Source organism: Planctomycetia bacterium (genome assembly GCA_015075745.1).
Lineage (GTDB): Bacteria > Planctomycetota > Phycisphaerae > UBA1845 > UTPLA1 > UTPLA1.
Genome location: JABTTW010000001.1, coordinates 2,600,911 through 2,614,059, shown reverse-complemented (window position 1 = coordinate 2,614,059; position 13,149 = coordinate 2,600,911). Strand labels below are relative to the sequence as shown.

At 60.0% G+C, this 13,149-nt stretch carries 8 protein-coding genes; 4 read left to right on the top strand and 4 right to left on the bottom strand.

Annotated features, from left to right (window positions below; all coding sequences use genetic code 11):
• Positions 1 to 10: 10 nt before the first annotated feature.
• Positions 11 to 1,483, bottom strand: a complete 1,473-nt coding sequence (locus HS101_10285) for a B12-binding domain-containing radical SAM protein (GenBank protein MBE7506658.1) — start codon at positions 1,481 to 1,483, stop codon at positions 11 to 13.
• Positions 1,484 to 1,786: 303 nt separating this feature from the next.
• Here HS101_10285 and eno point away from each other — a divergent pair, with 303 nt between their 5' ends.
• Together eno and HS101_10275 are read left to right on the top strand one after the other, a co-directional pair.
• Positions 1,787 to 3,085: a phosphopyruvate hydratase gene (eno, locus tag HS101_10280; protein ID MBE7506657.1), complete on the top strand. Its 1,299-nt coding sequence runs from the start codon at positions 1,787 to 1,789 to the stop codon at positions 3,083 to 3,085.
• Positions 3,086 to 3,167: 82 nt separating this feature from the next.
• Positions 3,168 to 3,719, top strand: a complete 552-nt coding sequence (locus HS101_10275; GenBank protein MBE7506656.1) for a hypothetical protein — start codon at positions 3,168 to 3,170, stop codon at positions 3,717 to 3,719.
• A 58-nt stretch (positions 3,720 to 3,777) separates the two neighbouring features.
• Here the strand turns inward: HS101_10275 and HS101_10270 are convergent, their stop codons facing one another.
• Together HS101_10270 and HS101_10265 are read right to left on the bottom strand one after the other, a co-directional pair.
• Entirely contained in the window at positions 3,778 to 6,984 is a 3,207-nt protein-coding gene (locus HS101_10270) for a multidrug efflux RND transporter permease subunit (GenBank protein ID MBE7506655.1), read from the bottom strand.
• Positions 6,985 to 6,994: 10 nt separating this feature from the next.
• Positions 6,995 to 8,218, bottom strand: coding sequence for an efflux RND transporter periplasmic adaptor subunit (locus HS101_10265; GenBank protein ID MBE7506654.1), 1,224 nt, complete (start codon positions 8,216 to 8,218; stop codon positions 6,995 to 6,997).
• Positions 8,219 to 8,426: 208 nt separating this feature from the next.
• On the opposite strand from HS101_10265, the gene HS101_10260 reads away from it, so the two are divergent.
• Entirely contained in the window at positions 8,427 to 10,373 is a 1,947-nt protein-coding gene (locus HS101_10260; GenBank protein MBE7506653.1) for an ABC-F family ATP-binding cassette domain-containing protein, read from the top strand.
• A gap of 14 nt (positions 10,374 to 10,387) precedes the next feature.
• Here HS101_10260 and HS101_10255 read toward each other — a convergent pair whose 3' ends face one another.
• Positions 10,388 to 11,344 (bottom strand): glycosyltransferase family 2 protein, encoded by a 957-nt coding sequence (locus tag HS101_10255; GenBank protein MBE7506652.1) that lies wholly within the window; start codon positions 11,342 to 11,344, stop codon positions 10,388 to 10,390.
• Positions 11,345 to 11,639: 295 nt separating this feature from the next.
• Between HS101_10255 and preA the strand changes: the two genes are divergently transcribed.
• Positions 11,640 to 13,076 carry an NAD-dependent dihydropyrimidine dehydrogenase subunit PreA gene (preA, locus tag HS101_10250; GenBank protein ID MBE7506651.1) on the top strand — a complete coding sequence of 479 codons (1,437 nt, stop codon included), beginning with the start codon at positions 11,640 to 11,642 and terminating at the stop codon, positions 13,074 to 13,076.
• Positions 13,077 to 13,149: the final 73 nt, after the last annotated feature.

The following is a 13,149-nucleotide window of genomic DNA, read 5'->3' as shown; positions in this document are numbered from 1 at the left end:
GCTGACGAGTCTAGATCGACCGTGCCACGCGGCGAAAGTGGTACCCCATGATGGCCATCCCCATCGCCTCGGCGAATGCCCGTCGATGAAAGATAAATGCCCGCGTCACGAATCGCCAAAAGGCGAACCTGCCCGACCCGACTACGCCCATCGCCCACATTGAATGCAGGAACGCTCGTACGTCGAGCACCGTGATCGGCGTCTTCGGGCCGGTGGGCTTGTACTGTCGCAGAAACGTAAGTATGCGTCGGTAATACTCCCGCGGCATGTAGAGCCGGCACACCAGATCGCGATAGCCTTGCAGCAGTGTCTCTCGATCCAGCTTGGGCACAAAATTCAGCACGGCGTCAAGATTATTGCCCGTGCTGTGGCCCAAAAGCCTCCCCTCCTTTTGAAGCCGCTTGAAGAGTTGCGTTTCCGGCAGCGCAGTCAGTAATCCCACCATCGCCGTGACGACGCCCGCCTCCTGAATGAACCGCCACTGCCGCTCGAAAATGCTCTCCTTGTCGTTATCAAATCCCACGATGAACCCGCCCATGACTTCCAGGCCGGCCGCCTGAATCTTCTTCACATCCGCGACAAGATCGCGCCCCGCGTTCTGCACCTTCGAGCACTCACCGAGGCTCTCCTCCGAGGGACTCTCGATCCCGATGAAGAGCTTTTTGAAGCCGGCCTGAGCCAGCAATTCAAGTAGTTCCCCATCGTCCGCCACGTTCAGCGAAGCTTCGGTCAGGAATGTGATCTTCATCCGATGCTTCTGACGCCATGCGATGATCGCTCGGAGCAGTGATTTTGCCTTGACCTTGTGCCCGATGAAGTTGTCGTCAACGACAAAAACCGGCCCGTCCCAGCCTGCCGTGACGAGCGAATCCAACTCGGCGACCATCTGCTCCGGCGACTTGACGCGCGGCACACGACCGTTCATCACAATGATGTCGCAAAACTCGCAGTTGAACGGGCAGCCTCGTGAATACTGCACCGACATGGTCGCATAGTCCTTCATGCGGATGATGTCCCAGCGAGGCGGCGGCGTCTGGGAGACGTCGGGCTTGCGATTCGCCAGATAGTATTTCTTGACCGTACCGGAGCGCATGTCGGCGACGAGGTCCGCCATCAGCTCTTCAGCCTCGCCAAGAACAAAGTGATTGACCTCAGGAAAACGCTCGTGACCGGTCGTAAACAACGGGCCGCCCGCGATGACCGGCTTTCCCTGTTTGATGCACCGAGCGATGACTTCCTTCGCGGACTCAACGTGGACAATCATGGCCGAGATCATCACGTAATCGGCCCATGCAATGTCAGCGTCGCTCATCGGACGGACGTTCAGGTCCACGAGGTGAATCGCCCAATCTCGCGGCAGGAACGCGGCCGCGGTCATCAGACCAAGCGGCGGGTGGGCGGCCTTTCGAGAGATGAAAGGCAGGACATGGTTGAAACTCCAAAACGTGTCCGGCGTCTTTGGCCAGACGAGCAGTACGTTCATGATTGACTCCAAAACAACGGACACGTGTGTCCGTTTATCGTTGCGAAGCGTACCGCGCAACGGCTTCCTTCGCGCCGAGTCATATTTCCTCAGTCGCCGGCGACCCGATCGAGCCAGGCCCGCCAACCGGCGGGAATTGCGCCTGTTCTTGTCACCAGCCGTACCCGGGCCTACATTGACCGCCTGATCCGTTTGAAAGAGCGGGTCTCGACCGTGCGACCCCGGTACGCCGCAAGACCGTACAGCGGTAGATTGGTCGCGGACGATAGAACTCTAACCCCTTGCGCGCGCAAAGGCAGCGATATGAGCACCGAAATTGTACACGTCCACGGCCGCGAGGTTCTCGACTCCCGCGGCAACCCGACCGTCGAGGCGGTGGTCGTCCTGGAAGACGGCTCTGCCGGCCAGGCGATCGTCCCTTCCGGCGCTTCAACCGGCGAATACGAGGCGGTGGAGCTGCGCGACGGGGACAAGAATCGCTATCTTGGCAAGGGCGTCCTTCTGGCCGTGGAAAACGTCAACAACAAGCTATCCGAGTGCGTCATTGGCATGGACGCAATGGATCAGGAAGAGGTCGACGCGGCGATGATCGACCTCGACGGCTCAGCCAACAAGAGCCACCTCGGGGCCAATGCGATCCTTGCGGTCTCCCTGGCCGTGGCGAAGGCCGCCTCAGAGTCGTGCGACCTGCCGCTCTTTCGCTATCTCGGCGGGTGCCATGCCCATGTCGTGCCCGTACCCATGATGAACATCCTCAACGGCGGCAAGCATGCCGACAGCACCGTTGATTTTCAGGAATTCATGATTCAACCGTGGGGCGCGCCGAATTTCCGTGAGGCCCTGCGATGGGGCGCGGAAATCTTTCACACGCTGAAGAAGGTCCTGTACGAGAAGGACCACAACACCTCGGTGGGCGATGAGGGCGGCTACGCGCCCAACCTGAAGTCAAACGATGAGGCCTTTGAAGTCATTGCCACGGCCGTCGAAAAGGCCGGCTACAAGCTCGGCGAGCAGATATGGTTCGCCCTCGACCCGGCCGCCACCGAAATGGCCAACGAGGCCGGCGCCAAGAACAAATACAAGTTCTACAAGAGCAATCCCAACCGCGTCGTCAGCTCCGAGGAGTTGACCGACTATTGGGCGGAGAAGGCCAAGCAGTGGCCGATTTGCAGCATCGAGGACGGCCTCGCCGAAGACGACTGGGACGGCTGGTGCAAGCTTACCGCCAGGCTGGGCGATAAGCTGCAACTCGTCGGCGACGACATCTTTGTGACGAATACGAAGCGGCTTCAGCAGGGCATCGACAAAAAGGCCGCCAACAGCATTCTCATCAAAGTGAATCAGATCGGCACGCTGACCGAGACCCTCGCCGCCATCAACATGGCCATCCGAAACGGATGGACCGCGGTCATCAGTCATCGCAGCGGAGAATCCGAAGACACCACCATCGCCGACATCGCCGTCGCCACAAATGCCGGACAGATCAAGACCGGCAGCCTGTCGCGGACCGATCGGCTGGCCAAGTACAACCAGCTCCTCCGAATCGAAGAGCACCTCGGCGACCAGGCGGTCTACGGCGGCAAATACTGGAACAAGGGTTAGAACTTTGCCCGATCAGATGATCGAGAGCTCGCAGTCGCGACCATTGGAACCGGCGCCCACTTCTCCGCTGGGTCATCGGTTAATGTTTCTGTTGCTCCTGGGCCTTTCGTTCGTCGTCTTCGCGCCGACCGTGCTGCTGCCGATCCTCCGGGACTACTGCGACCTGCTGGCCGAAGAAACCCAACTCGCCGCGGATGTCGCCGCCCTGGAAGCTGAAGTGGCCCGCCGCGACGAGCTGATGTATGCCTTCAAGAACGACGCCGTTGTCAACGAACGCCTCGCCGTCCTCGACCTCCACTACAAACGGCCGAACGAAGTCATCCTGCCCGTCCTCGGCGATGGCTCATTTCTTCCCCAACAGGCTGAGAGTCTGACCCACGCACAGGCTTCGCGAACGGCGCTTCACCTGCCCGCCGATTGGCCGTATTGGGCCCTTCGCGCTGAGAGTTGGGCCGATTCAAAGGGGCTTATCTCGCTCTTCCTCGATCCGAGCCTGCGGCCCGTCTTCCTCCTGATGTCGTGCGGCCTCACGATCGCGGCGTTTGTGTTATTCGCCCCAAGATTGCGATTCAGTCCGCGCGATGAATCGAGAATGAGTAAGACGGCCGCGTCAACTGCTCAGGCGACATCGTGACGATCTGACCGGTCATTCGGACACGGCGGCCCGCGTCACACGCAAATCATTTCAGAATTCACTCGCTGTGATTCGTGGCGCCATCGACTTCCGGCGGTTCGCTCGATTCCACCGGTCCATGGGCATGACCCGGCCGCAACTTCAAAGCGGCGGATTGAATGACAAAGTAGAAAACCGGAGTGAGGAAAATGCCGAACAGAGTCACGCCGAGCATGCCGGAAAACACCGCCGTGCCGAGCGTCTGTCGCATTTCATGACCCGCCCCCGTCGCGATCATCAACGGCACGACGCCGAGAACGAAGGTAAACGAAGTCATGAAAATCGGCCGCAACCGCAGCCGTGCCGCCTCGGCCGCCGACTCGAATACCGACATGCCCGCATCATGCTGCTGCTTGGCGAACTCAATAATTAATACGGCATTCTTACAGGCAAGACCCGCAAGCACGATGAAGGCGATCTGCGTGAAGATGTTGTTATCCATGCCGCGTAGAGAGACGCCGATCAGCGCACACAACATGCTCATGGGCACGATCATGATGATGCCAAGCGGTAAAGCGAAACTTTCGTACTCGGCGGAGTGCGTCAGGAAAACAAAGAGGACGCACAACGGAAAGATGAAGATCGCCGTATTGCCCGCGAGAATTTCTATGAGGGTCAGCTCGGTCCATTCAAATGAGACGGAGCGATGTAGTTCGCTGCCGGCGATGGCCTCCATGGTGCTGATCGCTTCGCCCGAGCTGTAGCCAGGCATCGACGCGCCGTTGATTGTCGCCGCAGGATACATGTTATATCGTGTTATCAGCACGGGGCCGCTGGAATCCCGCACGGTTGCAAGCGTACCGATCGGCACCATGTCACCCGCGCCGTTACGAACCTTGAGTTTCTTGACGTCCTCCGGGTCCGCACGAAAGGGCCCCGCGGCCTGTAGGTTGACCTGCCATGTGCGCCCGAATCGGTTGAAGTCGTTGACGTAGTACCCTCCAAGGAAAACCTGAAGCGTATTGAAGACCTCGTCCAGCGGAACGCCAAGGGTCTTGCATTTGGTGCGGTCGATGTCGACGTAAAGCTGCGGAGTGTCCGCTCGAAATTGAGTGAAGAGACCGACGAGGCCCGGCTGCTGATTGCCGACGGTCACGACATTGTCCGCCTGAGCCTGCAACGCCGGCAGCCCCGCGCCGCCGCGATCTTCGATCATGATCTTGAATCCCTCGGCATTTCCAAGTCCATCCACAGGTGGCGCGCCGAAGATCGATACCATGGCCTCCTGGATTTCAGCGAAGTACCGACGGCGAAGCTGATTCGCAATCGCATCAGCGGAGAGCTCCTGAGAATTGCGATTATGAAAACTATCCAGGACCGCGAACATCGAAGCGAAATTCGACCCGTTCGCATTGAGGAGAAATGACTGACCTGAAACGCCCACCGAATGCTTGACACCCGGTGTCTCGCGAGCGATCTGCTCCACCCGTGCCAGGACAGATCGGGTGCGTTCAATCGATGCGGAGTCCGGCAATTGAACATTGATGAGCAGGTAGCCCTTGTCCTGATTGGGGATAAACCCGGTCGGCACGTGCGTGAATCCGTAGTAGGTGGCGCCAAGAAGGCCGAAGTAAACGAGCATCGCGATCACCGAAGCCCGCATGCATCTCCGAACGAGTCTTGTGTAAGTGTGAGTCGTCCAGTCGAAGGTCCGGTTGAACCCGCGAAAGAACCAACCCAGCACCAGGTCGATGATTCGGCTCAGGATGTCACGTTTCGCGCCCTCCGGTTTCAACATGATCGCAGTAAGGGCCGGACTGAGTGTCAGCGATACCAGCGCCGAAATAAGCGTGGACGTTGCGATCGTCAGGGCAAACTGCCGGTAAAATTGTCCCGTGATCCCTGAGACGAACGCTGTCGGAATGAACACCGCCGAAAGGCCGAAGGCGATGGCAATGATCGCGCCGGTCACCTCATTCATGGCCTTGTAGGAGGCCTCTTTAGGTGACAGGCCGCTCTCGATCCACCGCTCGACGTTTTCGACGACCACAATCGCGTCATCGACGACGATGCCCACCGCCAAGACAAGACCGAACAGGGTCAGATTGTTCAGGCTGAAACCCGCGACGGCCATCAGACCGAATGTTCCGATGAGCGAAACAGGTACGGCGAGGAGAGGAATCAAGGTGGATCGCCAGTTCTGCAGAAAGACGATCACCACAATCGCGACCAGGATGATCGCGTCCCGCATGGCGATAACCACCTCATGAATTGATTCGCGGACAAAGGGCGTCGTGTCGTAGACGATCGCGTACTCAAGCCCCACGGGAAACTGCCTGGACAGCTCCTCCATCTTTTCCCGGATGGCGTCTGACGTGGACAGCGCGTTGGAGCCGGGTAACTGGAATATCGCCAGTCCTACCGAGGGCTTGCCATCGAGGGTCGCGCTTTGATCCTGGTTTCGGGCGCCGAGCTCCATTCGGGCGATGTCACGGAGCCTCGTCACCTGCCCGGAGTCGCCTGTCTTCACGATGATTTCGCCGAATTGTTCGGCCTCAACCAGGCGGCCGAGCGTGGTCATGACGTACTGAAACTCCTGACCAGCCGGCACCGGCGGCTGACCGATCTGCCCGGCGGCCACTTGGATATTCTGTTCGCGAAGTGCCGCAACGATGTCGGACGCCGTCAGCCTGCGCTCGGCCATGCGATCGGGATCGAGCCACAGCCGCATGCTGTAGTCCTGCTGACCGAGAAAGGAAACATCGCCCACCCCCTCGATGCGGGCCAGTTCATCCTTCACCTGAATCGTCGCGTAGTTGCTTAAATAGAGCTGATCAAATCGCTGATCCGGCGAGTAAATGTTGACTGCAAGGAGGATATTCGGCGATCGCTTCTTCGTCGTCACGCCGATGGCGGTCACTTCACTCGGCAGCATGGGCAGCGCCTGAGAAACTCGGTTCTGCACCAGGACCTGGGCCATGTCCAGGTTCACGCCTACTTCAAAAGTGACAGTCAGTCTGTAAGTGCCGTCATTGGTGCACTGCGAGGACATGTAAAGCATGTTCTCGACACCGTTGACTTGCTGCTCGATGGGCGCGGCCACTGTATCCGCCACCACCTGAGCGCTGGCCCCGGGATAAACGCAGGACACATGAATCGTCGGGGGGGTGATCTCCGGATACTGTGCGACAGGCAGCGTGAACAGCGCCACCAGGCCTGCGATCGTGATCACGATCGAAATGACGGCAGCGAAGACCGGTCGGTCTATGAAAAACCTCGCAAACACACCCGGTCTCCTAGTTGTTTTCCGACACAGGTTGGCTGGTAATTGCGGGCGATGCGGCCTTCGCCGGGTCTGGCGCGGACGGGCTCTCGACCGGAGCAAACGTCCGCATGTTCACTTTCTGCGGTGTGACTTTGACGCCGGGGCGTACCCTTTGCAGGCCATTGACGATGACCCAGTCATCCGGAGCCACCCCTTCCATAATGATGCGCATGTCCTCTTCGAGGCCGCCTATCTTGATTCGGCGGTACTCCACCTCATTTTTCGCGTTGACGACGAGCAGAAAACGCTCGCCCTGATCGAAGCCGATCGCGCGCTCCGACACAGAAAGCGACCTCTGGAGTTCTCCGATGAAGAGACGAACGCGGGCAAACATACCCGGACCCAGAATCCGCTTCGGATTGTCGAATCGCCCGCGAATGCGAAGGGTACCGGTATCGGCATCAACCCGGTTATCGACGAAGTCGACACCGCCCTCGTGCGGGTATCCTTGCTCATTGGCAAGTTCGAGTGAAACGGGAACGATGCCCTCGCGGTAGGTCTCCATCTTTCCCTCGCGAATTTTCCTCTGGCACCTCAGCATGGTCTGCTCATCCACATCGAGATAGACGAAAATCGGGTCCATGGTCACGATCCGCGTCAGCAGGGTGCCGATACCAACTCCGCCCTGGACGAGGTTGCCGGCATCGACGAAATTGCGACTGACCCTGCCCGAGATGGGTGCCGTGACCCTCGTCCATTCGAGGTCAAGCTGAGCCCTGGCCAGCGCGGCATTCGCGGCGGCCAATTCGGCCTTGGCCATGTCGCGCGCCGCCATGAGACGGTCAAACTCTATCTGCGTCGCGGATTCCTTTTGATACAAGTCTTCAATGCGTTTGTATTCAATCTCGCTTTGCTTGAATGCCGATTCAGCTCGAGACACCTCCGCGGCGGCGCGATCCACTTCGGCCTGGAATGGTCGCGCGTCGATCACGAACAGGACATCTCCCGCGCCGACGTCGCTGCCTACCTGAAAATTGACCTTTTCCAGAAATCCACCGACGCGCGGCCGCACCTCGACTTCTTCGACCGCGGCTAATCGGCCCGTGAAATCGGCATACGGCTGATAGTCGATCTGAAGCGGCTTTGCGATGCTGACGACCGGAGGCTCTCGCGAAGGGGGAGGAGCCTTGTGCGAACTGTCGCAGGACCCCGTCAGGGCGGCCGCGAAAAGGAAAAGCGGGATGATGCGTGCCATGTTTCTTTCCTCGCTCGCAGCCACTCCCGCATGGGTTGCCAATTATGCAGTTTGGGCCGTCCCGACCTGGGAAGGAAGTATAGTCCATGCCAATCGATTGCATAGCTGGGCGAACCCATATCGAGTTGCGTGCTTCAAAACCAGCGCCGATCCAAGTCCGGCATGTCACGCACTTTCGTCCGAAGCGGATTCTCTGCTACCCTATGGCATGGCTGCGGTCGCGCTTCAGAACATCTTCAAGTCATTCGGCGGAAATGAAGTCCTTTCCGGCGTAACGCTCGATTTGCACAAGGGCGAGAAGGTCGGCCTCATCGGGGCCAACGGCAGCGGCAAGACCACGCTCTTTCGCCTGATCACCGGCAACGAGCCGCCCGACATGGGGACGGTGACCATCTCCAGCGGAACGACCATCGGCTACCTGCCGCAGGAACCGAATCTCACGCCCGGCGCGCGGCTAATCGACGTCGTGTCGAGCGTCTTTGATGACCACCGCGCGCTGGAGTCGCAGATCGCCGAGTTGTCCCACGCCATCAGCGACGCCCACGGCACCGCCGACGAACCGGCGCTCATGGAAAAGTACGACCGGCTTCGCGCCCGTTTCGAGGCGGCCGGCGGTTATGACTATGAGATCCGCATGCGCGAGGTGCTCGGGGGCCTTTCGTTCTCGCCGGATGAGTATGCCCAACTCGTCGAGCAGCTTTCCGGCGGACAGAAGTGCCGCGCGGCGCTGGCGCGGCTGCTGCTCTCGAATTCCGACTTCCTGCTGCTTGACGAGCCGACGAACCATCTCGACATCGACGCCACGCGCTGGCTGGAAAAGTACCTCGCCGGCTATCACGGCGGAGCGGTCATCATCTCCCATGACCGCTACCTGCTCGACCGTGTCGTCACCAAGATCATTGAGGTCGAGGACCACAAGACCGAGGTCTATCCGACCAATTACACGAACTACGCCCAGGCCAAGCGCATTCGTCAGCTTCAGGCGGTGCGCGACTACGAGAAGCAGTCCGCATGGCTGGCACACCAGCGCGATTACATCGCCAAGGTGAAATTCGCCAAGGACTCCGCCAAGCAGGCCCGCGGTCGGCAGAAATATCTGGATCGCATGGAGGCCGACGGCAGGATACTGGGGAAGCCCAAGAGTGACGCGGCGAAGCTGAAACTTCAGTTCGGCAAACAGGTCGGCGGTGGCGACATGGTCATCCGCTGCGAAAAGGCCGGCAAGGCGTTCGGCGATCTGGTGCTCATCCGCGATCTGGACTTTGAGATGACCCGGGGTGAGAAAATCGGCATCATCGGGCCCAACGGTGTCGGCAAGACGACACTGCTGCGGATGCTCCTGGGGCAGACGCCCACGACGAGCGGAACCGTCCGGCTGTTCCAGAATCTCACCGTCGGCTACTACGACCAGGAGCATCGCGACCTTGATGCGTCGCTGACGGTGATTGAGGCGGTTCGGCAGGTTCGACCCGAGATCAGGGAGGCTGAGGCCCGGTCGTATCTCGCGTTGTTTCTGTTTCGAGGGGATTCGGTATTCAAGCGGGTGGGTTCGCTTTCCGGCGGTGAGCAGTCACGCGTCCTGCTGGCGCGACTGGTCTGGCAGAGTCCGCAAGTGCTCATTCTGGACGAGCCGACCAACCATCTGGACATTCCGGCGCGTGAGGCACTGGAAGAATCGCTGACATTGTTTCCCGGCAGCATCCTGATGGTCAGTCACGATCGCTACTTTCTCGATCGCGTCGCGGAGCGGCTCCTGGTGCTGCCCGAGCGAGGAAAGCACGAACTTGTCGCCGGGAATTGGTCAACCTACGCGAGCCTGCTGGCGCAGCGCGAAGAGGTTGCCCGTGCGGAGAAGGAGCGTGAGCGGGCAGCGGCCCGTGAGGCGGCGCAGCGCCGCGCGTCACAGGGCGGTTCCTCATCGGGGTCACGGCCTAAGTCGCGGTCGAAGTACGCGGCCAAGCGGATAGAGGATTTGGAGTCGCAGATCATCGAGCAGGAGACGCGACTCAAGGATTTGGAGGCGTCGTTCGCCAATCCGGTTCTGATGAAGGACGCGGCACGGTCGAAGCAACTTCACGAAGAGTATCACGCGCTGAAGGCGTCGCTCGACGAACTGAACACCGAATGGGAAGCGGCGGTCGATGCCGGGTCGTGAGTTGTCCGGTGGCATCAATCAGACCGCGACTTCTGATCTTCCACGCGGCGAAGGCGGTAGGACACATCTTCGACAATCGCGCGGGTTGAGTTAATGAGGTCGGCGACGATGCCGGTGAGGATCATCTGGAAACCCGCTAATAGCAGGACGGCGGAGAGGATGAGCGACTGGACGTGCAGGTCGTGTTCTTCGGTGAAGAAGAAGTAATAGAGAAACCGCAGGCCGATGACGAAGCCGAGGCCGAAGGTCGTGAGGCCCGCGATGGTGAAGATTTTCATCGCCTGGTACGACGAATAGACGCGCACCATGATGCCGACCGACCGGGTGATGAAGACGCCGATGTTGGAGAACAGCCGGCTCTCGCGGAGTTTCTCGTTGGTCCTGATCGGCATGCTGATGGTGATCAGCCGCTTTCGCCCCGCCTGAATGGCGTGATCCACCGTGTGATCAAAGTCGGTTGAACAGACGAGCCGCATGGCCGCCTCGCGGCTGTAGGCGCGGAAGCCGCTGGCCACGTCGGGCACCGGCATGCCGGCGAGGAAGCTCACCACCTTGCTGCCGAGCGTCTGCATCTTCTTTTTGATGAATGAAAAGTGGGCGACCTTTTCCGGCTCGCGGTCGCCGATGGTCATGTGGGCCCGACCCTCGAGGATCGGCTGGACCAGACGCGGGATGTCGCCGCCGAAGTACTGATTGTCACCGTCGGTGTTGACGATGATGTCGGCGCCGTGGCGCAGGCAGTAGTCCATGCCGCCGGAGAAGGCATGCCCCAGCCCGCGATTGCCGGGAAACTTGAGGACGTGCTCGACGCCCATCTCTTTGGCGACCTCCAGGGTGCGGTCGGTGCAGCCGTCGTCGATGATGAGAATTTCGACCTTGTCGATGCCGGGAATCTGCCGCGGGATGTCGCGCAGGGTCGCGGGGAGCGTGGCTTCCTCGTTCAGACAGGGGATTTGCACGATCAGCTTCATCAGGTCCCTCGACGCGTTGCCGCCATCATTGAAGCAAGGGCTATAAACCGCGGCCTTTGTTCTGTCCAGAGGCGCACGCGTGCGGCCGCAACGATCCGAGCCGGAGGACAGAATGCGGCGGCGAATTCGGCAGCGGAGGACTGTCCCGATTCCAAATGCCGGGCGGGGAAGTCGAATATGGGAACAGTTCCCACGGGGGGCGGACCCAGTTGGAAATCCCGCACTGGCAGGCACCGGTTTAGTGTTACAATGAGAACCCCGATCACTCGTTCGGAATGATTCAGGAGTGCGACCGATGTCTTCACCCGATCTGTCCATCACTTTCTGTGGCGTGAAAGCTCCCAATCCTTTCTGGCTGGCATCGGCTCCGCCGACCAACAGCGCCTACCAGATTCGCCGGGCCTTCGAGGCCGGCTGGGGGGGCGCAGTATGGAAGACGCTGACCCATGAGCCGATCGTCAACGTCTCCAGCCGCTATGGCGCGATCGACTACGACGGACGCAAGGTTGTCGGACTCAATAACATCGAGCTCATCACCGATCGCACGCTCGAAGTGAACCTCGCGGAAATCCGGCAGATCAAAAAGGAGTTCCCGAATCACGCCCTTTTCGTCTCGCTGATGGTGGAGTCGAAGCAGGAAATCTGGCACGACATCATCAAGCAGGTGCAGGACACCGGGTGCGACGGGGTCGAGCTGAACTTCGGTTGTCCGCACGGGATGAGCGAGCGCGGCATGGGCGCCGCCGTCGGACAGGTTCCCGAATACACGGAGATGATCACCCGTTGGTGCAAAGAGGTGGCGAAGATTCCGGTGATGGTCAAGCTGACGCCGAACGTCACCGATCCGCGCATGGTGGCCCGGGCGGCGGCCAAGGCGGGCGCCGATGCGGTTTCGCTCATCAATACGATCAACAGCATCATGGGCATCGACCTGAACAGCTTCGCGCCGCGTCCCGCCGTCGATGGCAAGGGATCGCACGGCGGCTACTGCGGTCCGGCGGTCAAGCCGATCGCGCTGAACATGGTCAGCAGCGTGGCGGCTGATCCGCAGGTGGGCATCCCGGTCAGCGGCATCGGCGGGATTCAGGCATGGCAGGATGCGGTTGAGTTTCTGCTGGTCGGGGCCGGGTGCGTGCAGGTCTGTACGGCCGTCATGCATTACGGCTTCCGCATCGTCGAGCACATGGAGAGCGGCCTGAAGAACTGGATGCGCGAAAAGGGCTTCAAGAGAATCTCCGACTTCCAGGGCAAGGCGCTGCCGAACATCACCGACTGGGGTAATCTTAACCTCGGGCACAAGGTCGTCGCCGAAATCGATCAGGCCAAGTGCGTTCATTGCGGCCTCTGCTATATCGCCTGCGAAGACGGCTGCCACCAGTCGATCAAGTGGGAACGCGTCGAGGAGCCGGAATTCGTCAAGAAGTACGGCAAGGTCGCACACGCGACCGGCGGCAACGGTAACGGCCAGGCCTTCGTCAATCCCAACATGAACTTCACCAAGAGCGGCGACGTCAACGTTCTGCCCGGCTCGGGGGATGGATATGTCGGGGTTTTCACCATCAAGCAGGACACCTGTGTGGGCTGCAACATGTGCTCGCTGGTGTGCCCGGTGGAAGGGTGCATTTCGATGAAACAGGTTGCGGGGACGATCCCGGACATTACCTGGCGGGAGTATCAGAAGAAGCTGGCCGCAGGAGAGATGGCCAAGATTCAACCGCCGGAACACGTCTGACGCGTGGTTTTGATCGCCCAAACGAAGGTGACATAAGGTGACACAAGCGAGCGCGGACGTTTGCAAGTCGCGT

Coding starts and splice junctions, on each gene's coding strand:
- HS101_10285 (MBE7506658.1), bottom strand. CDS start 1,483: ATGAACGTACTGCTCGTCTGGCCAAAGACGCCGGACACGTTTTGGAGT.
- eno (MBE7506657.1), top strand. CDS start 1,787: ATGAGCACCGAAATTGTACACGTCCACGGCCGCGAGGTTCTCGACTCC.
- HS101_10275 (MBE7506656.1), top strand. CDS start 3,168: ATGTTTCTGTTGCTCCTGGGCCTTTCGTTCGTCGTCTTCGCGCCGACC.
- HS101_10265 (MBE7506654.1), bottom strand. CDS start 8,218: ATGGCACGCATCATCCCGCTTTTCCTTTTCGCGGCCGCCCTGACGGGG.
- HS101_10260 (MBE7506653.1), top strand. CDS start 8,427: ATGGCTGCGGTCGCGCTTCAGAACATCTTCAAGTCATTCGGCGGAAAT.
- HS101_10255 (MBE7506652.1), bottom strand. CDS start 11,344: ATGAAGCTGATCGTGCAAATCCCCTGTCTGAACGAGGAAGCCACGCTC.
- preA (MBE7506651.1), top strand. CDS start 11,640: ATGTCTTCACCCGATCTGTCCATCACTTTCTGTGGCGTGAAAGCTCCC.